The following is a 21,829-nucleotide window of genomic DNA, read 5'->3' as shown; positions in this document are numbered from 1 at the left end:
AATGCGTGCGATCGACTATTTCGACCGGGGCCATGACATCGCTCCCGACCATGTCTGCCTGATCGACGCGGCCAGCGGCGAAAGGTTGAGCTTTGCGGAGGTCAGCGTGCTGACCCGGCGGATCGCCGTCGCACTCTATGCTGCGGGTTTTCGTAACCAGGAACCAGTCGCGCTCTACGGTCCCAACAGCGCTGCGATGATGGTCGCCTTGCTCGCCATATGGCGCGCCAATGGCCAGTGGGTGCCGGTCAACACCCGCAACGCGATCGACGCGAACGCCGCCTATCTCGACTATGTCGGCTGTAGCTGGCTCTTCTATCATAGCAGCCAGTCGGGCGACGTGATGCAGCTCAGGGCGCGCGTTCCCGCCCTGACGCGGTTCATCTGCCTCGACCGGGCGCAGGATGGCGACCCCTCGCTCGACCAGTTCATCGCCGGGGCCGATGGCGACGCCCTGCCCGACCTGTCCGATCCGTTCGGTCGGCCCGATGATGTCGTTGGCCTTTTCCCCACCGGCGGCACCACCGGCCCGTCCAAAGGGGTAGTCGTCACCAACTCAGGTTGGGGCACCATGATAGAGACGGTCGCGCAGGCGGTCGATGGCCGCACGCCCGCCCCGGTGTCGCTGGTGGTCGCGCCGATCACCCATGCCGCCGGGCCGGTCGCGCTGGCGACGCTCTCGCTGGGCGCGACCCAGATCATCCTGCCCGGCTTCGACGCAGCCGCCGTGCTGGATGCGATCGCCACGCATCGCGTCACCCATGTCTATATGCCGCCGACTGCGCTCTATGGCCTGCTCGACGCGCCGCAACTGGCGGAAGCGGACACGTCGTCGCTCGAAATCTTCCTGCTCGTCGGTTCGCCCGTTTCCCCGGAAAAACTCCGCCGTGCGGTGGAACTGTTCGGCCCGTGCCTCTGCCAGGCCTATGGGCAGGTGGAAGCACCGATGATCGTCACCTGGCTTTCGCCCGAAGTCGTGGCAGCAGCAGCGGCAGGCGACCGGCCTGAACGGCTCGCCAGCTGCGGCCTGCCGACCCGATCAGTCATGGTCGGCATCATGGATGATGATGGCCATTTGCTGCCCGATGGTGAGGCAGGCGAACTGGTGGTGCGCGGCGCGCTGGTATCGCGCGAATATCATGCGCTGCCGCAGGAAACGGCGGACATCCGCACCTTCGGCTGGCACCACACCGGCGACATTGCCCGCCGCGACGCGGATGGCTTTCTCTACATTGTCGATCGCAAGAAGGACATGGTCGTGTCCGGCGGTTTCAATGTGTTCACTGCCGAGGTGGAGGCTGCGATCACCGAACTGGCCGCCGTGCGCGAATGTGCCGTCATCGGCATCCCCGACGCCAAATGGGGCGAAGCGGTCCATGCCATTGTCGTGGCCGACGAAATCGATGAAGCTGCCATCATCGCCCATGCCAAGTCCCGGCTGGGCGGGGTGAAAGCGCCCAAAAGCGTCGCCTTCGTCCCCGCCATCCCACGGACGGCAGCGGGCAAGATGGACAAGAAAACCCTGCGCGCGGCCCATTGGTCGGGCGAGCGGATGGTCAACTAAGCAGGATGAAAACATCCGCGAGAACAAAGGACGGGATGAGGATGCGGGTTGCACTCTGGGCAATGACGATAGGCAGTCTGGCGCTGGCCGCATGTAGCCAGGGCAATGGCGCAACGGGCGCCAGCGGCGTCGATGCAGCGCGGATCATTGCTGCCGCGCCGGCGCAATGGCTCTCGACCGGGCGCACCTATGACGAGCAGCGTTTCAGCCCGCTGACTACGATCAATCAGGATACGATCGGCAGACTGGGCCTCGACTGGTTCGCCGATCTCGACACCAATCGCGGGCAGGAGGCGACCCCGCTGTTCATCGACGGCATCCTCTATGTCTCGACGGCGTGGAGCATGGTGAAGGCCTACGACGCCCGCACCGGCAAGCTGCTCTGGTCGTTCGACCCGGCGGTGCCGCGCGAAACCTTGGTCAAGGCCTGCTGCGACGCGGTCAATCGCGGCGTGGCGGCATGGGGCGACAAGATCTTCGTCGGTACGCTCGACGGTCGGCTGATCGCCATCAACCGCAAGACGGGCAAAGCGGCATGGAGCGTCGTCACGCTCGACCAGAGCAAAAATTATACGATCACCGGCGCGCCGCGCGTCGTGAACGGCATGGTCATCATCGGTAATGGCGGCGCGGAATTCGGCGCGCGCGGCTATGTCGCGGCCTATGATGCGGACACGGGCAAGGAGCGCTGGCGTTTCTACACCGTCCCGGCGCAACCCGGCACGGAACAGGAACCGGATTATCTCAAGAAAGCGGCGGCCACCTGGCATGGCGAATGGTGGAAGCAGGGCGGCGGTGGCACCGTATGGGATGCGATGGCCTATGACCCGGAACTGGACCTGCTCTATATCGGCGTCGGCAACGGGTCGCCCTGGAATCAGGCCTATCGGTCGGAGGGGAAAGGCGACAATCTCTATCTGTCCTCGATCGTCGCGGTTCATGCGAAAACCGGGGAATATGCGTGGCACTATCAGACCACGCCGGGCGACAGCTGGGACTTTACCGCCACCCAACATATCATGCTGGCCGATCTCGACATGGGCGGTGCCAGGCGCAAGGTGCTGATGCAGGCGCCCAAGAACGGCTTTTTCTACATGCTCGACCGCACCAACGGAAAGCTGTTGTCGGCCAAAAATTTCGTGCCGGTCAATTGGGCCAGCGGCATCGACATGACCACCGGGCGGCCGATCGAAAACCCCGCGGCGCGTTATTACAAGACCGGCAAGCCCTTCATCGGCTCCCCCGGCGCGACTGGCGCGCATAGCTGGCACCCGATGGCGTTCGATCCCAAATCATCGCTGGTGTTCATCCCCGCCAATCTCGCCGCCTTCCCCTATATTCCTGAAAAGGGATGGAAAGCGAACAGACTGGGCTTCAACGTCGGTGTCGATATCGCCGCCGCCGCGATGCCAGCCGACAAGGCGATGCGCGACGCGGCGATGAAGGCGACCACCGGCGCCCTCATCGCCTGGGACCCGATCGCGCAAAAGGAACGCTGGCGCGTGTCCTATAAGGGACCATGGAATGGCGGGCTGCTGGCGACCGGCGGCGACCTGGTGTTTCAGGGGACAGCGACCGGGGACTTCAACGCCTATGCGACGAAGGATGGGCGCAAGCTCTGGTCCTTCCCCGCGCAGACCGGCATCGTCGCGGCTCCGATCAGCTATGAACTGGACGGGCAGCAATATGTCGCTGTGATGGCGGGCTGGGGTGGCGTCTGGGCGTTGGCGCCCGGCATCCTATCAGACAAGAGCGGGCCAAGCCGCAATATCTCCCGCCTGCTGGTGTTCAGGCTGGATGGCAAGGCGGCCCTGCCCCCTGCCCCGCCGCTGCCGACAATGCCGCTCGATCCCCCACCCTCTACCGCCAGCCGCGCAACGATCGCGGCAGGCGCAGCGCGCTTTGGCCGCTATTGCAGCACCTGCCATGGCGACGCGGCGGTCGGCGGCAGCCTGGTCACCGACCTGCGCCATAGCGGCACGCTCAACGACGCTGACATATGGAAGCAGGTCGTCCATGACGGTGCGCTCAAGGACAATGGCATGGTCAGCTTCGCATCGATCTTCTCAGCAGCAGAAATTGATGACATTCGCGCCTATGTCATCCACCGCGCCAATGAAGATAAAGCACTGGAAACCGCACATGCCGATTGATCCGTCCAAAATCCTGGCCATCGACGTGCATGTTCACGCCGAAGTGTCCTGCCATGATCCTGAAGACCCGGTGATGGCCAAATATTTCGACGCAGCGTCGGCCTATTTCAAGGCGGATCGCAAGCGCCCGACCATCCCGGAAACCATCGCTTATTATCGCGCGCAGAATATCGCCTTCTGCCTGTTCACGGTCGATTGTGAGAGCGGCATCGGGGCCAAGCGGATCAGCAATTATGAAGTGGCGGACATCGCGGCGGAACATGACGACATCGTCATCCCCTTCGCCTCGATCGACCCGCACAAAGGCAAGTTCGGTGCGCGCGAAGCCCGCGATCTGGTGGAAAATCATGGGGTCAGGGGCTTCAAATTCCATGGCATCATGCAGGATTGCCACCCCGCCGACCGGGTCGCCTACCCCATCTATGAAGTCATCGCGGAATATAAATTACCCGCCATCTTCCACACCGGTCATTCAGGCATGGGCACGGGGATGAAAGGCGGTGGCGGCGTGCGCCTGAAATATGGCCAGCCCATATTGGTGGATGATGTCGCGGTCGATTTCCCCGACATGAAAATCATCCTGGCCCATCCCAGCTGGCCCTGGACCGACGAAAGCCTGTCGATGGCGCTGCACAAGGATAATGTGTTCATGGACCTGTCGGGCTGGTCGCCCAAATATTTTCCCAAACAGGTGATCCAATACGCAAATACGCAACTTAAAACTAAGATGCTGTTCGGGTCGGACTGGCCGCTCATTCGCCCGGAAAAATGGATCGATGCCGCGCGTGAGGCGGGTTTTCGGGAAGAGGTGCTGCCGCTGATCATGAAGGATAATGCGGTCAAGCTGCTTGGGCTCGGCTGAACTGCCAATCCCCATGGCTGGATTGTTACAGATTCAAGTCTGTTGCAGTCATATATATGTCATCTAATCGACATAAACGCCCGCTCGACACGACGAAGGGCAAGTGAATATGCGATCGAGACATATGCAGACGGGTCTGGCGGTCAGCCTGTTGGCGCTGATGCCGCAGGCCGCGCAGGCGCAGACGGTAGAGCAGCTGCAAACGCAGATTGATGAGCTGAAAGCCCAGGTCCAGTCGCTCGTCTCGGCGCTCGCTGCCAGCAAGAGCCAGACCGCGCCCGCCGTCGCGCAGGTGCCGCCTCAGTCGGCAACGCCCGCCACGACATCTGCCGCAGCGCCCACCGTGCTGGCATCGGCCCCCGCAACAATACCTGCCGCAGCACCGGCCAAGTCGAAGGCCTGGTATGATCGCCTGACCCTGCGCGGCTATACCCAGATGCGCTATAATGCTTTCCTGTCGGGCGACGACACGGCGCCTGCGGGCGTTTCGCGCCTGCGGTCCGTGCATGACAGCAGCATTTCGGACCGCGGCAGCTTCTCGCTCCGCCGCGTCCGCCTGATCGTGCAGGGCGATATTTCCGATCGCGTCTCGCTCTATCTCCAGCCCGATTTTGCAACAGCGGTCAATAATCAGGCCGGCTCCGAACGGCGCGAAGGTTTCGTCCAGTTGCGCGACGCCTATGCCGACGTGTTCCTGGACAAGGCCAAGAGCTTTCGCGTGCGCTTTGGCCAGTCCAAAGTCCCCTATGGCTGGGAAAATATGCAATCCTCGTCCAACCGGCTGACGCTCGACCGCAGCGACGCGATCAACAGCGCGGTGCCGAGCGAGCGCGATCTGGGCATCGTTGCCTATTACACCCCGCCTTCGGTCCAGAAAATCTGGGACGATCTGACCCACGACGGACAAAAATTGTTCGGCAATTATGGTGCCTTCGGCGTCGGCGTGTTCAACGGCCAGGGCATCAACAAGACCGAGCAGAATCGCGGCCTGATGAAGGTTGCGCTGGCGACATGGCCGTTCGAAATTGGCGATCAGGTCGTCGAATTTGGCGGATCGGCGATGCTGAACGATGTTCAGCCCGAACTGCGCAGCGGCATCATCAGCCCGGTCGCTTATAAGGATAATCGCGTCGGCCTGCACGCCATGCTTTATCCCAAGCCGTTCGGCATCCAGGCGGAATGGAACTGGGGCAAGGGCCCGGAATTTGATGTCGCCACCCAGTCGATCCAGACCAAGAATTTGCAGGGCGGCTATGTCCAGGCGATGATGCGCCTGCCGACCGAAAATCTGGGATCGATGATGCCCTATGGCCGCTGGCAGCATTATCGCGGCGGATGGAAGGCGGGGACCAACGCCCCGCGTCTGGAAACCGACGAATTTGAACTGGGCGTCGAATGGCAGCCATGGAAGGCGCTGGAATTCACCTTTGCCTATGCCCGGATGAAGCGCGCCGAAGCCGACGAACGCCGCACCGGCCGCGCCGAAGGCGATCTGATCCGCACCCAGGTGCAGTGGAACTATTAATGGGTCATCGCCTGCTTGGCGGGCGCTGTCCTACATCAGTCGACCATGCTAAAAAGCCTGTCGGGATCGCAGCCAGAAAAGACATATAATGTCGCAAAATGGATATAAAATGTCGCATTTGCCGGGAAATATGCGAAGTTAAGCGCACGGCTGTAGGATTTTGACGTTCAGAAAAAAGCTGGCCGGGCTAACCCCTTTTCGCCCGGCCAGAGGGACGTAAAAATTCAGCTGTCGACTGTTTCCCTGGCGCTACGCTGCGCCAGCTGGGCGTCGAACACCGGGTTGGACAGCAGGAAACCAATCTCCTTAGCCCGGTCCTGATTGACCGTTTCGTGCGGCATCGACGCCAGGATCGCGTCGAAACGAGTCCGCATCCCGTCGGCAAATTCGGGGTGGGTCAATATATAAAGGTCGTTGGCGCATATTCCCGCCAGCACCCGCTCACCCACTTCGTCGGCGCTCATCCACAGCGGCGAGACAGGGCGCTTCTCCAGTTCCTCCTCGCGCGCGCGATAGCCGCTATCTTCGCGATATTCGGCGGGCCGCAACTCGCCGCTATGGGCGATATTGCTCTGCACCGGTCCCGGCATGAAGGCTGAGACGCCGATATTTTCCGCCGCCAGTTCCCCCCTTATCGCTTCGGAAATCCCCAGCACCGCCGCCTTGGCCGCGGTATAGATGGCCGAATAGCTGATCGGGATCAGCGCCGACTGGGACGATGTGGTGACGATCTGCCCGCCCTCGCCATGCGCCTTGATCCGGGGAAGGATGGTGACGAGGCCGTTGATGACTCCGCCCAGATTGACCCCCATGCCCCAGTCCCAGTCATCGAACCGCGCGTCCAGCACCGGACCCATGACGCCAACCCCCGCATTGCCGATCAGCATATGGATTTTCCCGAACCGCGCCTCCGCTGCATCGGCCGCACGGGCGAAAGCGGCGCGGTCGGTGACGTCCAGCTGCACCGTCTCGACCTGGGCATCGGCGGCCAGATCGGCCTTGGCGGCTGCCAGCGCGTCCTGCCGGATGTCGGCGATCACGACATTGGTCCCGGCCCGCACCAGCGCCCGCGCGATGCCGAGGCCAATACCATTCGCGCCGCCGGTGATGAAGGCCGTCCGCCCCCGCACATCGGCCATAGGTGCCTTGCTTGCCTGCGTCATCTCTCTCTCCCTTACTGTTTCAGGCCAAGCATCGCGCGCGCTTCCCCGGCGCTGGCGATGTCGCCGCCCATCCGCTCGATCATCTCGACGCCCCAGCGGACCAGATCGGCATTGTCCGCCGCCATGCGCCCGCGCCGCAGATAGATGGTGTCCTCAAAACCGACCCGGACATTGCCACCCAGCAGCACTGATTGCGCCGCCATCGGAAAACTGTGGCGGCTGACGCCAAAGCCGGTGAAGGGCGTGCCGCGCGGTATCTGGCTCTTGGCGTAGAGCATCGCTTCGGTCGTCGCGGGCAGGCCATATTTGGTCCCCAGCACGAAGGTGAAGGGCGCATTTTTGGGAATAGCGCCCTTGGCCATCAGATCATCGGCAAAGACGAAATCGCCTGCCTCGAAACATTCAATCTCCGGCAGGACGCCCGCATCCTGAATCATATGCCCCATGGTGGTGATCATGGGATCAAGATTGATCGCCACCCCGCCCCACAGCTGCATCGTGCAAATATCGAGCGTACACATGTCGGGCTTCAGGTCGAGAATATGCTCCAGCCGCCGCTGCGCCGTGAACATCAGCGTCCCCGGCCCGCAGACCGCCGGATCGTCTGCGCTCTGCATCCAGGTGCAGCCCGGCCCGGTCGTGACGTTAAGGATCACCTCGTTATTTTTCGCACGGATGAGGCCTACCACCTCGCGATAATCCTCCAGCGCCTGTGATGGATCGCCGGTTTCGCGGTCGCGGACATGCAGGTGGATGATCGAGGCACCCGCTTCGGCCGCCGCCAGCGCTTCGGCTGCGACATGATCGGGCCGGAACGGGAAATTGGGATGATCGGGCATCGGCGAACTTCCCGTCACCGCGCAGGTCAGAAATAGCTTGCCAGCCAACCGCACTCTCCTGTCTTGTGTCGGCTATGTTGCCGACCCTTGAACAGGGGTCTTGCAGAGGAAGCGGCCCGCAAGAAGGCCGGTGGATGTCCCATTATAGAGAGTAACTGGATAAGGCATGGCACAGCGGGAAGAATTGTCGCGTTTCCTGAAAGCCGCCCGCGCCAAGCTGGCACCGTCCGATGTCGGCCTGCCTGCAGGTGAACGTCGGCGAACACGCGGCCTGCGGCGCGAGGAGGTGGCAACGCTCGCGGGGATGAGCGTGACCTGGTACACATGGTTCGAACAGGGGCGAGAGGTGCAACTGTCCGCGCCGATGCTGGAGCGCCTTAGCCGCACCCTGCGTCTTTCCCCCAATGAACGCGAATTTCTCTTCGCCCTGGCCCAGCACCGCCCGCCGCCGCTGGCCATGCGGCCGGACGAAACGATCCATGCCGGCACCCAGCATCTGATGGATGCGCTGTCCATTCCGGCGCTGGTCATCATAGAGGATTGGACGGTCATCGGCTGGAACCGGCTGGTCGCCCGCGCCTTTCGCGATTACAGCCAGATGCCGCGGGAGCAGCGCAACCTGTTCCGCATCCTGATGCTCAACCCGCGCTACCGTGCCGACCCGGACAAGTTTCAGGATATGTGCCGCCGCCTGATCGCGCGCTTCAAATGGGACTATAGCCGCACCAGCCAGCCCGACGTGTTTGAAGGCATCATTGCCGACATGATGGAGCAATCTGAATTTTTCCGCCAATACTGGCAAGAGTCCGAGATCATGGCGCATTTCGAGGATACCAACATCGCCGATATGCCCGGCGTGGGCGAAATCATGTTCCGCCACACCAGCTATGCGATCGAGGAAGCGCCGGGGCAAAGGCTGCTGCTATTCGCGCCATTGGACGATGTCAGTGCAGCGCGTTTGGCTCGGCTGGTGGCGGAAGCCGATCCGGTTACTGCCTGAGCGAAATCGCCGCGAACAAGCCTCTTCTCCCGCCGCGCAATTATGCTATGATCGGCGTCATAAAATAATGGAGAGGGAACCATGCTGCTACTGGCACGGTGTCTGGACTGGCTTTGCCTCGCTTTTGCATCGGGCGTTCAGGACGAAATGCGTCTGAACGAGTTGATCCTGGGTGCGACCCAGCGATCAGCCGCGGCGCATGACGCAACCGCACAATCGCTTCCGCATCGCTGAACCTTGTCGAGATATTGAGGGCCTGTCGGTAAAGCCGGTTAGCGGCCCGCGTCCTTTGCGTCGCTGATCGCCAGACGCTTCGCGGTCGTGAGCGTCTGGATGACGAACAGCAGGATCAGTATGACCGAGACGACGCCGACAAACAGGTCAAACCCGGAAATCGCGCCGAACAGGCCGGGCGCATAGCCGAGCGCCATCATCGCCAGCGTCAGGCCGATCAGCATCAGCCGCAATTCCGTCGGCCCGGCGGAAAGATAGGACAGCTTGAACTCCCCCATCACCCGCGCCGCCAGATAAGCATGGATCGATAGCAGTAGATAACCGGCCAGCGCCACCAGCGCGACATCCATGCGAATATAGGGGCTGGCCCCCATCCCCGCCAATATCAGCAAAGTGGCAAGACCATCGCAACTATGGTCGATAAAATAGCCATAGGATGGCCGCTCGATCCGGCGGAACCGCGCCAGGCTGCCGTCCATCGAATCGCCGAACCATTGCAGCACATAGCCACCAATGGCGAGCCACAACCAATGGACATGCAGACTGCTGGCAGCGTAACCGGCAAAAATGGCAAATGCCCCGATCATGCCAAGTACGGTCAAAAGGTCGGGCGTGACCCATCGCGGCATACGGGCGCACAGCCAGTTGAGGAGGCGGCGTTCGGATGCTGCCAGCACATTTTGCTGGATGCGATCGATCGGAGGAGAGGATGGGCCAGAGGGCAATGTCATGGCGCCTTATGACGAACACATGACGGTGTGACAATCACCCCGACCTTTCGTGTCGTCGAAAATGACTATTATATGACATGCTGCGGCCAAACGACTGGCGATGGCATCGCTGAAATGCACAAAAAAAGGGCCGATCCGAAGACCAGCCCATGAAAGTTTAGGAGAGGATGCCTGAAAGGCACCTCCTATGTCCGGCAAATTAGGCTTTGCTGCAAGTGCGAAATCCTTGTTCGCGGTTGCAAAATATGCACCTGCCGCAATTACGTTGTATTCCGTAACGGAAAGCAAAGCGCGTCCATGCGCGGTAGAGTAGCAATATCCAGAAAATCATGGATTGGCAGACGCACGATATTGCACCGACTCGCGCCGACCGGGGCTTCACCTGCCGTTGTCGATGTGTAGATTGCCCCGGTTGCGACTGCGCAACCTTGCCGCCTTTCCTGATCGGAGCGAACCAGCGATGCCCCATGCCACCGACAAAGCTGACCAGCCCTGGTGGAAGGGCGCGGTCATCTATCAAATCTATCCACGCAGCTTTCAGGACAGCAATGATGACGGCATTGGCGATCTGAACGGCATCACGCAAAGGCTCGATCATATCGCCCGGCTGGGGGCGGATGCGATCTGGATTTCGCCCTTCTTCACCTCGCCCATGCGCGACTTCGGTTACGACATAGCCGATTATTGCGATGTCGATCCGATCTTTGGCACGCTTGCCGATTTCGATGCGCTGGTCGCCCGCGCCCACGCTTTGGGCCTCAAGGTCACGATCGACCAGGTCTATGCCCATAGTTCCGACCTGCATGACTGGTTCGCACAAAGCCGCGCGAGTCGCGGCGGCGACAAGGCAGACTGGTATGTCTGGGCCGACCCTAAAGCGGACGGCACCCCGCCCAACAATTGGCAATCGGTGTTCGGTGGCCCGGCCTGGACCTGGGACGCGCGGCGCGGCCAATATTATATGCACCAGTTCCTGGCCAGCCAGCCGCAACTCAACGTCCACAACCCGCAAGTGCAGGACGCGCTGCTGGACGTCATGCGATTCTGGCTCGATCGCGGCGTGGACGGTTTCCGCCTCGACGCCTTGAACCATGCGATGCACGACCCCGATTTCCGCGACAATCCCCCTGCCCCCGACGATGGCAGTCCGCGCACCCGCCCGTTCGATTATCAGATCAAGCGCTACAGCCAGTCGCACCCCGGCGTCGTCCCCTTTGTCGAGCGTATCCGGGTGCTGTGCGACGAATATGGCGCGATCTTCACTGTCGCCGAAGTCGGCGGGGCGATCGCCGAGCAGGAAATGAAAGCCTATACCGCCGGGGACAAGCGCCTCAACAGCGCTTACGGCTTCACCTTCCTCTACGCGCCTGCGCTCACACCGGCGCTGGTCGCGGAAACGGTCGATCGCTGGCCCGACGAACCGGGCATGGGCTGGCCAAGCTGGGCGTTCGAAAATCATGACGCCCCCCGCGCCCTGTCGCGATGGTGCGCGCCCGAAGATCGCCCCGCCTTTGCCCGGATGAAGATGGCGCTGCTGATGGCGCTGCGCGGCAACGCTATCCTCTATCAGGGGGAGGAACTGGGGATCACCCAGGTCGATATCCCGTTCGAGCGGTTGCAGGACCCCGAAGCTATCGCCAACTGGCCGCTGACCCTGTCGCGTGATGGCGCACGCACGCCGCTACCCTGGTCTGCCGACGCCAAGCAGGCGGGATTTTCCAGCGTCGAACCCTGGCTGCCCCATGGCGAGGATCATCTCGCGCTGGCTGTGGATGCGCAGGAGGGTGATCCCGAATCGCTGCTCAACTTCACCCGCACCATGCTGGCGCTGCGCAAGGCGAACCCGGCGCTGCGCCATGGCGCGCTCGACATAGTGATTGCCGACACCGACTGCCTCGCGTTCCGACGGACCAGCGGCGACCAGTCTTTGCTCTGCATTTTCAACCTGTCGCGCGGGTCGATTGACTGGCCCGCAGGCGTTGACGGGTCAGGCCGCATCCTGAGCGCCGTCAACGGGGCAGCGCCGGGCGACCTGCCCCCTTATGCTGCCTTGTTGATCGAGCAATGAGGTTCAGGCGGCGACTAGGTCCCCGCTCAGCATATCGCTCAACCGACCGCGGATGATCGCTTCGGCATCGCCGACGATCCGCCTGATCAGCGCGTCGCAGGTCGGGATGTCGTGGATCAACCCCTGCACCTGCCCGGCCCATACGAGGCCCGCGTCCAGATCGCCGGTCTCCAGCGCGACCCGACCCTTGGCGCCCGACACCAGCGGCTGGATATCCTGAAACACCGCGCCCTCGCGCAGCGAAATTTCGACCACCTGATCCGATACGCTATTCTTGGCGACGCGTCCGGTGTTATGGAATTTGCGGAAGATGAGGTTCGTCCCCCGCTCGTCATTATCGACCAGAAACTGCTTCACATTGTCATGGATCGGCGCTTCCACCGTCGCGCAGAAGCGGGTGCCCATATTGATGCCATCCGCCCCCAGCGCCAGCGCGGCAGCAAGACCGCGCCCGTCGCCAAAGCCACCGCTGGCGATCATCGGGATGGTCAGCTTGTCGGCGGCGGTAGGGATCAGGATGAGACCAGGAATATCATCCTCGCCCGGATGCCCAGCGCACTCGAACCCGTCGATCGAGATCGCGTCCACGCCCATCCGCTGCGCTGACAAAGCGTGGCGCACCGCCGTGCATTTATGGACGACGATGACGCCATGCGCCTTGAAATCGTCGACATGCTCCTGCGGTTTATGCCCGGCAGTCTCGACGATCTTCACACCGCTGTCGATGATCGCCTTGCGATATTCGGCGTAAGGTGGCGGATTGACCGACGGCAGGATGGTGAGGTTCACCCCGAACGGCTTGTCGGTCATCGTGCGGCAGCGCTCGATTTCCCGGCGCAGATCGTCGGGCGTCGGCTGAGTGAGGGCCGTCAATATGCCAAGACCACCCGCGTTGGACACGGCGGCAGCCAGTTCCGCCCGGCCGACCCACATCATCCCGCCCTGGACGATCGGATGCTCGATCCCGCACAGATCGGTAAAGCGCGTCCTGATCCCCATTACAGCGCCTCCACGATCGTCACATTGGCAACGCCGCCGCCTTCGCACATGGTCTGGAGGCCATAGCGCTTGCCGCGAGCCTTGAGCGCATGAATCAGCGTCGACATCAGCTTGGTCCCGCTGGCCCCCAGCGGATGACCCAGTGCAATCGCCCCGCCATTGACGTTGAGCTTGGCCGGGTCGGCACCGATCGCTTTCAGCCACGCCATCGGGATCGCAGCAAAGGCCTCGTTGACCTCAAACAGGTCGATGTCGTTAAGGCTGAGGCCCGACAGCTCGAACGCACGCCGGGTCGCCGGGATCGGCTCTTCCAGCATGATGACCGGGTCGCCCGCCGTCACCGTTAGGTTGACGATGCGGGCAATGGGTTTCAGGTTGAAGCGCTTGATCGCGGCTTCGCTGGCCACCAGCACGCCCGACGCGCCATCCGTCATCTGGCTGGCATTGGCCGCGGTGATGGTGCCGCCTTCCTCCAGCGTCTTGACGCTGGCCATCGCCTCCATAGTCCCGCCGCGCCGGACGCCATCGTCAGTGTCGAACAGGCCTTCGGGGGTTTCGACGCCGACGATTTCCGCCTTGAACGCGCCGCTGTCGATCGCCGCTGCCGCCTTGGCATGGCTGGCAAGCGCAAAGGCGTCCATATCTTCGCGGGTGAAGCCATATTTATTGGCGATCGCCTGCGCGCCGTGGAACTGGCTGAATTCAGCGACGCCATAGCGATTCTGGATGCTCTTGGGCCATGGCCCGACGCCCAGCCCGGCGGCGGCATGGAGCTGATAATTGGACCCCATCGGCACTCGCGTCATGCTTTCGGCACCCGCCGCGATCACCAGATCCTGCGTGCCGGACATGATCGCCTGCGCCGCGAAATGCAGCGCCTGTTGCGAGGAACCGCACTGGCGATCGATCGTCACGGCAGGCACGCTGTCGGGCAGTTTGGACGCCAGCACCAGATTGCGACCAAAGGCAAAGCTCTGTTCGCCCGCCTGACTGACACAGCCCACGATCACATCCTCGATAGCGGCGGGATCGACACCGGTGCGATCGACGAGCGCATTGAGGATGGTCGCGCCCAGATCAGCGGGATGCACGTCGATCAAGCCGCCCTTGCGCGCGCGGCCCCCGGCGGTGCGGACGGCTTCTACGATATAGGCTTCTGCCATGGTCTCAAACTCCCCTAAAATTGGCGGGGCGTTTCGCGAGCAATGCGCTCAGCCCCTCTTCGCTTTCCCGTCCGGCACCTGCCGTCGCCATGCTGCGCAATTCGCGGTCCAGTTGCGTCTCCAGCCCGGTTTCGAAACTGTCGGCCAGCAGCGCGCGGCTGGCGGCCAGCGCTGCCACCGGCGCGTCGGCCAGCGCGGTAGCGACCTTCAACCCTTCGGCAGCCAGCGCCTCATCGTCCACGATGCGCGTCACCAGCCCGATCGCCTCGGCCTCGTCCGCCTTGATGCGGCGGTTGGTCAGGATGATCTCCTGCGCCTTCCGCAGCCCCACCAGACGCGGCAGCAGCCAGCTGAGGCCGCCATCCGGGGTCAGCCCGATCGCGCCATAAGCGGCGGTGAAATGCGCCGACCGCGCGCCGATCACGACATCGCCTAGCATGGCGAGGCTGAACCCAGCGCCCGCCGCCGGGCCATTGACCAATGTGACCAGCGGCTTGGGCGCGCGCGCCAGCCGCGCGACGGCGGCATGGAAGGTCGCGATCAGCTCGCTCAGAACCTCTGACCGCTTGTCCCCGGCACCCGCCAGCAATTGCACGTCACCCCCGGCGCAGAATAGCCGGCCATTGCCGGTCAGCAGGATACAGCGGATCGCCTCGTCGGTCTGGCACCGGATCGTCGCTGCCAGCAGCGCGCGCGCCAGTGGCAGGGTGATGGCGTTGCCTGCCTCGGGCCGGTCGAGCGTGATCCGCCCGATCCCGTCCTCGACCGTAAAGGCGATCCCGTCCATCAGCGCGGCGCCATGCGGATCGCGCCGTCAAGGCGAATGACGTCGCCATTCAGCATCGGGTTGCGGACGATCGATTCGACCAGCTGCGCATATTCGGCTGGTTTGCCGAGGCGGCTGGGATGCGGCACCTGCGCGCCCAAGGCGTCCTGCACATTTTGCGGGAAGGCTTCCAGCATGGGGGTAAGGAAAATGCCCGGCGCGATCGTCATGACGCGGATCTTGTGCTGCGCCAGATCGCGCGCGATCGGCAGGGTCATGCCGACGACGCCGCCCTTGGACGCGCTATAGGCCGCCTGCCCGATCTGCCCGTCATAGGCCGCGACCGATGCGGTGTTGACGATGACGCCGCGCTCGCCGTCAATTTCCTCCGCCGCGGCAAGCCGGGCGGAAAATTTGGAAATGACGTTGAACGTGCCGATCAGGTTGACGGTCACGGTCTTGGCAAAAGTGTCGAGCGGATGGGGCGCATTCTCCTTGCCCACCGTCTTGACCGCAGGCGCGATGCCCGCGCAGTTGACCAGGATGCGGGCAACGCCATGTGCCGCCTCTGCCGCGTCCAGTCCCGCCGCCACGCTGGCATCGTCGGCGACATTGACCCCGACATAGACGCCGCCCAGTTCGGCGGCGACCGCCTTGCCTGCTTCCTCATTGAGGTCGAAGATCGCAACCTTGGCACCCTGCGCCGCCAGCATCGTCGCCGTCGCCTTACCCAGACCCGAAGCGCCGCCCGTAACAATGGCGGCCAAACCCTTGATATCCATAAATACTCGCCCCTATTCGATCAGACCAGTTCGATCGCCATCGCCGTCGCTTCGCCCCCGCCGATGCACAGGCTGGCAACACCGCGCTTCAGCCCGCGCTTTTCCAACGCTCCGATCAGCGTCGCGACGATACGCGCGCCCGATGCGCCGATCGGATGGCCGAGCGCGGTCGCGCCGCCATTGACGTTCAGCTTCTCCGCCGGGATGCCCAGTTCCTTCGCCGCAATCATCGCGACGACGGCAAAGGCTTCGTTGACCTCGAATAGATCGACATCGTCGACCGACCAGCCTGCCTTTTCCAGCAGCTTGCGCATCGCCGGGACCGGGGCCGTGGTGAATTTTGATGGCTCATGGGCATGCCCCGCAGTCGCGACCACGCGGGCGACGACCTTCATCCCCTGCTTGTCCGCCACGCTCTGCCGCGTCATCACCAGCGCGGCTGCGCCATCGGAAATGGACGAGGCATTGGCGGCGGTAATCGTGCCATCCTTGACGAAGGCGGGCTTGAGGCCGGGGATCTTGTCCGGCCGCGCCTTGCCCGGCTGTTCGTCGGTATCGACGATCGTGTTGCCGCTCCGGCCCTTGACCGTCACCGGCGTGATTTCGCGGACGAACGCCCCGCTGCCGATCGCGGCATTGGCGCGTTCGAGCGAACGGATGGCATAATCATCCTGGTCGGCGCGGGTGAACTGATAGTCGCGCACCGCTTCTTCGGCGAACACGCCCATCGCCTTGCCGGGTTCATAGGCGTCTTCCAGCCCGTCCATCATCATCGTGTCGATGATCCGATCATGGCCGATCCGCGCGCCGCTGCGATGCTTGGGCAAGGCATAGGGCGCATTGGTCATGCTCTCCATCCCGCCGGCAATCACGACATCGACCGCGCCCGATGCCAGCGCCTCATGCGCCATGATCGCGGCCTGCATACCGGAACCACACATCTTGTTGACGGTGGTGGCTTCGGTGCGGAGGCCAAGGCCAGCGCCCAGCGCCGCCTGCCGCGCAGGCGCTTGACCCAGGCCCGCAGGCAGGACGCAGCCCATATAGATGCGATCGACCGCATCGACCGAAACGCCCGCGCGCTCGACCGCCGCCTTGACCGCCGCCGCGCCCAGCTCCGTGGCCTTGAGGCCCGACAAGGCACCCTGAAACCCGCCCATCGGCGTGCGGGCATAGCTGGCGATGACTACCGGATCGTCCTGCATATCAATTCCTTTCAAAGACTGCGCGCAATGACCATGCGCTGGATGTCCGACGTGCCTTCGTAAATCTGGCATACCCGCACATCGCGATAGATTTTGGCGACGCCATATTCTTCCAGATAGCCATAGCCACCCAGCGTCTGGAGCGCGCCGGATACGATCTGTTCGGCGGCTTCCGATGCAAACAGCTTTGCCATCGACGCTTCGGTAAGGCAGGGCTGGCCCGCATCCTTGACCCGCGCGGCGTTCAGCACCAGCTGCCGCGCCGCCTCCAGCCGGGTGGCGAGGTCGGCGAGGCGGAAGCCCACCGCCTGATGCTCCATGATAGGCTTGCCAAAGCTCTTGCGATCCTTGGCATAGGCGACCGCAATGTCCAGTGCGGCCTGCGCCATGCCGACGCATTGCGCGGCGATGCCGATGCGGCCGGTTTCCAGATTGGCGAGCGCTATGCGGTAACCTTGCCCCGGCTGGCCGATCAGCAGGTCATCCTGGACAAACATGTCGTCAAACCGCAGCGCGCAGGTGTCCGATGCGCCCTGCCCCAATTTATGCTCAACCTTGTCGACGCTGTAGCCGGGCCGATCAGTCGGCACGATGAACACCGACAGGCCTTTCTTGCCCGCGTCCGGGTCCGTCACCGCGACGACCATGACGACGCCAGCAATCTTGCCCGACGTGATGAATTGCTTGGCACCGGTGATACGCCAGCCGCCATCGACCTTGACCGCGCGGGTCCGCACTGCCGACGCATCCGACCCGGCATCCGCCTCGGTCAGGGCAAAGGCGCCGATGGTCCGGCCGCCGATCAGGTCGGGCAGGAAGCGGGCCTTCTGCGCCTCACTCCCATCCTTGAGCAGGCCGGCCACAAGGATGCTGTTCTGGATCGAGACGATGGTGGACAATGCCCCGTCCGCCGCCGCCAGTTCGATCAGCGCCAGCGCATAGGACACGGCGTCAGTTTCCGCCCCACCATAGCTTTCCGGCGCGGTCATGCCCCACAGGCCCAGCCCCGCCATCTCCTCGAACAACGCAGGCGGATAGCCGCCTTCCGACTCGAAGCGCGCGCTGTGCGGGCGGATCGTGTCCTGCGCGAAGCTGCGCACCGTATCGCGGATGGCCGTCTGGATTTCGGTCAGCATAAAACCCAATCGTCTCCTCTATACTCACGGGTATATTGATTATCAGCGGGTTTCTTGTCAAGGCAAACGGGTAAGGAGACCAGCTTGCCCCAACCGAACGCCGCCCCATCCCCCTTCCGATCGCGTGAGGAGCGAGAACGTGACCGTGAGGAGAAGCGAGAGGCCGTGCTGCGGGCGGCGGTGCGGATGTTCAACGCGCGCGGTTTTCATGCCACCTCGCTGGACGACGTTGCTGCGAGCCTGGGGATCAGCAAGCCGACCATCTATCATTATCTGGGCAATAAGGAGCAGGTGCTGATCGAATGCGTGACGCGCGGGCTGGAATTGCTCAGCGCCGCCGCCGACACGGCGCGCGCGCAGCCCGGCAACGGCCTGGCTCGACTGCGCAGCGTTCTGCGTCGTTACTCCCTGGTGATGATGGACGATTTCGGGCGCTGTGTCGTGCGCACCGGCGACGAATTTCTCTCCGCCGAAGGGGCCGCCCTGTTCCGCGCGCGTAAGCGGGCAATCGACCTGTCGATCCGTGCGCTGATAGAGGATGGCATCGCCGACGGTTCGATCGCGCCGCTCGACGTGCGCATGACCGCTTTTGCCCTGGCGGGCGCGCTTAACTGGCCGGGACGCTGGCATGAGCCGGACGGGCCGCTGAGCGCAGAGCAGATTGCCGACTCGATGGTCGATATATTGATCAGCGGCCTCGCGCCGCGCACCTGATCAGCCAGTCGCAAACAGGGCGCGCACCGCGTCCGGCACCCGCTCCGCCCGCAAACCGCCGGGCCGGGTCGCGTCGGGCGTGGTCCAGACGCGCTTTTCAGTGCATTCGACGCATAGCCGTCCATCGAGCGACAGACGGTGCGCAACCGTGAAGCTGCTATTGCCGAATATCGGCGCGTCTGCCTCCACCACCACATCGTCGCCATAGGCGGTCGGGACGAAAAAGCGCGCCGACACATCCACCATCGGAAACCCCGCAAAAGGCATGGTCGCCAGCATCTCGCGTTTCTTGGGCAGGCCCGCCTGTTCGAACAGCAGCATTGTGCTTTGGCCGAAAATGTCGAAATAGCGGGGCGCGTGAACGATACCGGCAGGGTCGCAATGGCCCCATTCGATGCGGACGATCCGATGGAGAAATACTGTCACGCGATGATGGTCTTTCCTTGCAAAATGGTCTTTTCCGCCATGTCTTTGGCCGTGGGCGGTGGCGGCACGAGCAGGCCGCGCTGCACCGCGGGACGTTCGGCGACCCGGTCATACCAGCGCAAGATGTTCGAAAAGGCACTGATGTCCACCCCAGCCCAGTCATGGCCGCGTATCCAAGGGAAGCAGGCAATGTCGGCGATGGAATAATCGCCGACCAGATAGTCGCGGCCAGCCAGTTGCGCGTCCAGCACGCCGAACAGCCGCTGGCTTTCGCGGACATAGCGGTCGATCACCGATGGCAGTTTTTCGTCGAAATAGCGGGTAAACACCGTCGCCTGCCCCATCATCGGGCCAAGCCCGGACATCTGCCACATCACCCACTGGATCACCCGGCTGCGATCCTTGGCATCAGCGGGGATGAAACGGCCATATTTTTCCGCCAGATAAAGCAGGATCGCGCCCGATTCAAAGACGGCGAAATCCCCCGCCTCATGATCGATCAGCGTCGGGATGCGGCCATTGGGGTTGAGCGCGACATACCAGTCCTGTTTCTGCACCCGGTCGGTCAGCGCGATCGGTGTCACCTTATAGGGGACACCCAGTTCCTCCAGCAGGATCGAGACCTTCCAGCCATTGGGCGTCTCCGACGTCAGCAATTCGAGCATCCGCTTCTCTCCATGGCGGGGTCAATGCCCGCTCTTGTATCACCCAAAGCAAAGTGCGCCCGTCCCGGCAAGGCGAGTGGCGGCGCTATCATTGCCAGTAACAGGCATTGACTATGACAGGTTGCGCGGCCGCCCGCCGGGTAGCGCCACTGATAGTATAGACAGACGACTTGTGGGCCGCGGCCCGGCCCTGCACCACCGTCGGCGAAGGCGCACAGACGCTACACATCATAAGGTGAGGAAGACTGCCATGTTGACGCTCTACAGCTTCGGTCCGGCCGCCAATTCGATGAAGCCGTTGCTGGCGCTTTATGAAAAGGGGCTGGAATTCACGCCGCGCTTCGTCGATCCGACCCGGTTCGAGCATCATGAGGATTGGTTCAAGGCGATCAACCCACGCGGTCAGGTGCCTGCGCTCGACCATGATGGGCATATCATCACCGAATCGACGGTGATCTGCGAATATCTGGAGGATGCTTTCCCCGATGCGCCGCGCCTGCGCCCGACCGATCCGGTGACGATCGCGGAGATGCGCGTCTGGACCAAATGGGTGGACGAATATTTCTGCTGGTGCGTGTCCACGATCGGATGGGAGCGGATGATCGGCCCGATGGCGCGCAAGCTAAGCGATGAGGAATTTGAGGAGAAGCTCAAACATATCCCCATCCCCGAACAGCAGGCGAAATGGCGCAGCGCGCGCGCTGGTTTCCCCAAAGAGGTGCTGGACGAGGAAATGCGCAAGATCCGCGTGTCGATCGACCGGCTGGAGAAACGCCTGTCGCAAAGCCCCTGGCTGGCGGGCGACGATTATACGCTGGCCGATATCTGCAATTTCGCGATCGCGAACGGGATGCAGTTCGGTTACGCCGACATCGTCAACGGGCAGGCGACGCCGCACCTGCTGGCCTGGATCGACCGGATCAACACCCGCCCCGCCACCCAGGCGATGTTCGCCCGATCGCAGAGTGAAATGCCGCCGCGCCCGGCCATGTCGGCGGCATGACGCCCATGGCCTGGCATGACGAACCGGCTGGTGGCCAGCTACGCATGTATCATATCCCCGGCTGCCCCTTTTCCGAGCGGATCGAGTTGCTGCTCGACCTGAAAGGGCTGCACGGCATCATGGCCGATCATGAAATCGACATATCGCAGCCGCGCCCGGACTGGTTGCTCGCCAAGACGCGCGGCACGACGTCGCTCCCGGCGCTGGAACTGGAAAATTGCGAAACGCTGAAAGAGAGCATGGTCATCATGCGCTATGTGGAGGATCGCTTTCCCGATCCCCCGGTGGCGCGGCATGACCCCTATGAACATGCTGTCGAGGCAATGCTGTGCGCCACGGACGGGCAGTTTACTGGCGCTGGCTATCGCATGATCCTGAACCGCGATCCGGCCAAGCGCGACGAGCATAAGGCAGAAGTCGATGCGCAATATGCGCGGCTGGACGATTTTCTGCGCCATTATGCGCCGGACGGCGATTACCTGTTCGACCGTTTCGGTTGGGCGGAGGTTGCCTTCACGCCCATGTTCAAACGGTTATGGTTTCTCGACTATTATGAGAATTACGCGATCCCCCAGCATCTGACCCGGCTGCTGCGCTGGCGCGAGTCGTGTCTGTCGCACCCGGTCGCCCAGCGCCATCATGGCCATGCCGAGCTGATGACGCTCTATTATGATTATGCTCAGGGCGGCGGCAATGGTCGCCTGCCAGAGGGGCGAACCGTCTCCAGCTTCACCCTCGACCCACCCTGGACCAGCCGCCCCATGCCGCCACGCGACAAATGGGGCACGCCCGCCACCGACGCCGAACTCGGCCTGATTCCCGCATAAGGAC

Annotated in this window: 20 protein-coding genes; 9 read left to right on the top strand and 11 right to left on the bottom strand. The window is 62.9% G+C overall.

Annotated elements, in window-relative coordinates; translation table 11 throughout:
- Window position 1: 1 nt before the first annotated feature.
- From Q0D44_RS09260 to Q0D44_RS09245, 4 genes are all read left to right on the top strand, one after another.
- Window positions 2-1,564, top strand: a complete 1,563-nt coding sequence (locus tag Q0D44_RS09260; protein WP_294135687.1) for an AMP-binding protein — start codon at window positions 2-4, stop codon at window positions 1,562-1,564.
- Between the two features lie 35 nt (window positions 1,565-1,599).
- Window positions 1,600-3,717 (top strand): PQQ-dependent dehydrogenase, methanol/ethanol family, encoded by a 2,118-nt coding sequence (locus Q0D44_RS09255; RefSeq protein ID WP_294135686.1) that lies wholly within the window; start codon window positions 1,600-1,602, stop codon window positions 3,715-3,717.
- Window positions 3,707-4,579, top strand: coding sequence for an amidohydrolase family protein (locus tag Q0D44_RS09250; RefSeq protein ID WP_294135684.1), 873 nt, complete (start codon window positions 3,707-3,709; stop codon window positions 4,577-4,579). Before Q0D44_RS09255 ends, Q0D44_RS09250 begins: the two co-directional genes overlap by 11 nt.
- Window positions 4,580-4,688: 109 nt before the next feature.
- Entirely contained in the window at window positions 4,689-6,104 is a 1,416-nt protein-coding gene (locus tag Q0D44_RS09245) for a porin (protein WP_294135680.1), read from the top strand.
- A gap of 224 nt (window positions 6,105-6,328) precedes the next feature.
- On the opposite strand, the gene Q0D44_RS09240 is transcribed toward Q0D44_RS09245, so the two are convergent.
- The gene (locus tag Q0D44_RS09240) at window positions 6,329-7,267 is read right to left on the bottom strand and encodes an SDR family NAD(P)-dependent oxidoreductase (protein WP_294135679.1); all 939 of its coding nucleotides are present in this window, start codon (window positions 7,265-7,267) and stop codon (window positions 6,329-6,331) included.
- Window positions 7,268-7,278: 11 nt separating this feature from the next.
- Window positions 7,279-8,160 (bottom strand): 3-keto-5-aminohexanoate cleavage protein, encoded by an 882-nt coding sequence (locus Q0D44_RS09235; protein WP_294135677.1) that lies wholly within the window; start codon window positions 8,158-8,160, stop codon window positions 7,279-7,281.
- Between the two features lie 112 nt (window positions 8,161-8,272).
- On the opposite strand from Q0D44_RS09235, the gene Q0D44_RS09230 reads away from it, so the two are divergent.
- Window positions 8,273-9,106 carry a helix-turn-helix transcriptional regulator gene (locus tag Q0D44_RS09230; RefSeq protein ID WP_294135675.1) on the top strand — a complete coding sequence of 278 codons (834 nt, stop codon included), beginning with the start codon at window positions 8,273-8,275 and terminating at the stop codon, window positions 9,104-9,106.
- Between the two features lie 272 nt (window positions 9,107-9,378).
- Here the strand turns inward: Q0D44_RS09230 and Q0D44_RS09225 are convergent, their stop codons facing one another.
- Window positions 9,379-10,071, bottom strand: coding sequence for a CDP-alcohol phosphatidyltransferase family protein (locus Q0D44_RS09225; RefSeq protein ID WP_294135673.1), 693 nt, complete (start codon window positions 10,069-10,071; stop codon window positions 9,379-9,381).
- A 460-nt stretch (window positions 10,072-10,531) separates the two neighbouring features.
- Here Q0D44_RS09225 and Q0D44_RS09220 point away from each other — a divergent pair, with 460 nt between their 5' ends.
- The gene (locus Q0D44_RS09220; RefSeq protein WP_294135671.1) at window positions 10,532-12,139 is read left to right on the top strand and encodes an alpha-amylase family glycosyl hydrolase; all 1,608 of its coding nucleotides are present in this window, start codon (window positions 10,532-10,534) and stop codon (window positions 12,137-12,139) included.
- Window positions 12,140-12,142: 3 nt separating this feature from the next.
- On the opposite strand, the gene Q0D44_RS09215 is transcribed toward Q0D44_RS09220, so the two are convergent.
- Genes Q0D44_RS09215 through Q0D44_RS09190 form a run of 6 tightly spaced genes read right to left on the bottom strand, consistent with a single transcriptional unit; the run spans window position 12,143 to window position 18,190 of the window.
- Entirely contained in the window at window positions 12,143-13,138 is a 996-nt protein-coding gene (locus tag Q0D44_RS09215) for a nitronate monooxygenase family protein (RefSeq protein WP_294135669.1), read from the bottom strand.
- Window positions 13,138-14,301 (bottom strand): acetyl-CoA C-acetyltransferase, encoded by a 1,164-nt coding sequence (locus tag Q0D44_RS09210; RefSeq protein ID WP_294135667.1) that lies wholly within the window; start codon window positions 14,299-14,301, stop codon window positions 13,138-13,140. Before Q0D44_RS09210 ends, Q0D44_RS09215 begins: the two co-directional genes overlap by 1 nt.
- Before the next feature lie 4 nt (window positions 14,302-14,305).
- On the bottom strand, window positions 14,306-15,088 hold the full coding sequence (locus tag Q0D44_RS09205; RefSeq protein WP_294135663.1) for an enoyl-CoA hydratase/isomerase family protein: 783 nt from the start codon (window positions 15,086-15,088) through the stop codon (window positions 14,306-14,308).
- A complete protein-coding gene (locus Q0D44_RS09200) occupies window positions 15,088-15,849 on the bottom strand; it encodes an SDR family NAD(P)-dependent oxidoreductase (RefSeq protein ID WP_294135661.1) in 762 nt (253 codons plus the stop codon). The genes Q0D44_RS09205 and Q0D44_RS09200 overlap by 1 nt, the downstream gene beginning before the upstream one ends.
- Window positions 15,850-15,869: 20 nt before the next feature.
- Window positions 15,870-17,054 carry an acetyl-CoA C-acyltransferase gene (locus Q0D44_RS09195; RefSeq protein WP_294135657.1) on the bottom strand — a complete coding sequence of 395 codons (1,185 nt, stop codon included), beginning with the start codon at window positions 17,052-17,054 and terminating at the stop codon, window positions 15,870-15,872.
- Window positions 17,055-17,065: 11 nt separating this feature from the next.
- Window positions 17,066-18,190 (bottom strand): acyl-CoA dehydrogenase family protein, encoded by a 1,125-nt coding sequence (locus Q0D44_RS09190; RefSeq protein WP_294135654.1) that lies wholly within the window; start codon window positions 18,188-18,190, stop codon window positions 17,066-17,068.
- Between the two features lie 84 nt (window positions 18,191-18,274).
- Between Q0D44_RS09190 and Q0D44_RS09185 the strand changes: the two genes are divergently transcribed.
- Window positions 18,275-18,904, top strand: a complete 630-nt coding sequence (locus tag Q0D44_RS09185; RefSeq protein WP_294135651.1) for a TetR/AcrR family transcriptional regulator — start codon at window positions 18,275-18,277, stop codon at window positions 18,902-18,904.
- Here the strand turns inward: Q0D44_RS09185 and Q0D44_RS09180 are convergent, their stop codons facing one another.
- Both Q0D44_RS09180 and Q0D44_RS09175 read right to left on the bottom strand, forming a co-directional pair.
- Window positions 18,905-19,330 carry an acyl-CoA thioesterase gene (locus Q0D44_RS09180; RefSeq protein ID WP_294135647.1) on the bottom strand — a complete coding sequence of 142 codons (426 nt, stop codon included), beginning with the start codon at window positions 19,328-19,330 and terminating at the stop codon, window positions 18,905-18,907.
- Entirely contained in the window at window positions 19,327-19,995 is a 669-nt protein-coding gene (locus tag Q0D44_RS09175) for a glutathione S-transferase family protein (RefSeq protein ID WP_294135644.1), read from the bottom strand. Before Q0D44_RS09175 ends, Q0D44_RS09180 begins: the two co-directional genes overlap by 4 nt.
- A gap of 250 nt (window positions 19,996-20,245) precedes the next feature.
- Between Q0D44_RS09175 and Q0D44_RS09170 the strand changes: the two genes are divergently transcribed.
- Both Q0D44_RS09170 and Q0D44_RS09165 read left to right on the top strand, forming a co-directional pair.
- Window positions 20,246-20,998, top strand: a complete 753-nt coding sequence (locus Q0D44_RS09170; protein WP_294135593.1) for a glutathione S-transferase family protein — start codon at window positions 20,246-20,248, stop codon at window positions 20,996-20,998.
- Window positions 20,995-21,825: a glutathione S-transferase family protein gene (locus Q0D44_RS09165; RefSeq protein WP_294135591.1), complete on the top strand. Its 831-nt coding sequence runs from the start codon at window positions 20,995-20,997 to the stop codon at window positions 21,823-21,825. Before Q0D44_RS09170 ends, Q0D44_RS09165 begins: the two co-directional genes overlap by 4 nt.
- Window positions 21,826-21,829: the final 4 nt, after the last annotated feature.

The organism is Sphingobium sp. (genome assembly GCA_023266575.1).
GTDB lineage: Bacteria > Pseudomonadota > Alphaproteobacteria > Sphingomonadales > Sphingomonadaceae > Sphingobium.
This window is presented reverse-complemented; position numbering and strand designations above follow the sequence as displayed.

What these genes read in the sequence shown, in the direction of transcription:
- Q0D44_RS09260 (WP_294135687.1), top strand. Translation starts at nt 2, where the DNA reads ATGCGTGCGATCGACTATTTCGACCGGGGCCATGACATCGCTCCCGAC.
- Q0D44_RS09255 (WP_294135686.1), top strand. Translation starts at nt 1,600, where the DNA reads ATGAGGATGCGGGTTGCACTCTGGGCAATGACGATAGGCAGTCTGGCG.
- Q0D44_RS09250 (WP_294135684.1), top strand. Translation starts at nt 3,707, where the DNA reads ATGCCGATTGATCCGTCCAAAATCCTGGCCATCGACGTGCATGTTCAC.
- Q0D44_RS09245 (WP_294135680.1), top strand. Translation starts at nt 4,689, where the DNA reads ATGCGATCGAGACATATGCAGACGGGTCTGGCGGTCAGCCTGTTGGCG.
- Q0D44_RS09240 (WP_294135679.1), bottom strand. Translation starts at nt 7,267, where the DNA reads ATGACGCAGGCAAGCAAGGCACCTATGGCCGATGTGCGGGGGCGGACG.
- Q0D44_RS09230 (WP_294135675.1), top strand. Translation starts at nt 8,273, where the DNA reads ATGGCACAGCGGGAAGAATTGTCGCGTTTCCTGAAAGCCGCCCGCGCC.
- Q0D44_RS09225 (WP_294135673.1), bottom strand. Translation starts at nt 10,071, where the DNA reads ATGACATTGCCCTCTGGCCCATCCTCTCCTCCGATCGATCGCATCCAG.
- Q0D44_RS09220 (WP_294135671.1), top strand. Translation starts at nt 10,532, where the DNA reads ATGCCCCATGCCACCGACAAAGCTGACCAGCCCTGGTGGAAGGGCGCG.
- Q0D44_RS09215 (WP_294135669.1), bottom strand. Translation starts at nt 13,138, where the DNA reads ATGGGGATCAGGACGCGCTTTACCGATCTGTGCGGGATCGAGCATCCG.
- Q0D44_RS09210 (WP_294135667.1), bottom strand. Translation starts at nt 14,301, where the DNA reads ATGGCAGAAGCCTATATCGTAGAAGCCGTCCGCACCGCCGGGGGCCGC.
- Q0D44_RS09205 (WP_294135663.1), bottom strand. Translation starts at nt 15,088, where the DNA reads ATGGACGGGATCGCCTTTACGGTCGAGGACGGGATCGGGCGGATCACG.
- Q0D44_RS09200 (WP_294135661.1), bottom strand. Translation starts at nt 15,849, where the DNA reads ATGGATATCAAGGGTTTGGCCGCCATTGTTACGGGCGGCGCTTCGGGT.
- Q0D44_RS09195 (WP_294135657.1), bottom strand. Translation starts at nt 17,054, where the DNA reads ATGCAGGACGATCCGGTAGTCATCGCCAGCTATGCCCGCACGCCGATG.
- Q0D44_RS09190 (WP_294135654.1), bottom strand. Translation starts at nt 18,190, where the DNA reads ATGCTGACCGAAATCCAGACGGCCATCCGCGATACGGTGCGCAGCTTC.
- Q0D44_RS09175 (WP_294135644.1), bottom strand. Translation starts at nt 19,995, where the DNA reads ATGCTCGAATTGCTGACGTCGGAGACGCCCAATGGCTGGAAGGTCTCG.
- Q0D44_RS09170 (WP_294135593.1), top strand. Translation starts at nt 20,246, where the DNA reads ATGTTGACGCTCTACAGCTTCGGTCCGGCCGCCAATTCGATGAAGCCG.
- Q0D44_RS09165 (WP_294135591.1), top strand. Translation starts at nt 20,995, where the DNA reads ATGACGCCCATGGCCTGGCATGACGAACCGGCTGGTGGCCAGCTACGC.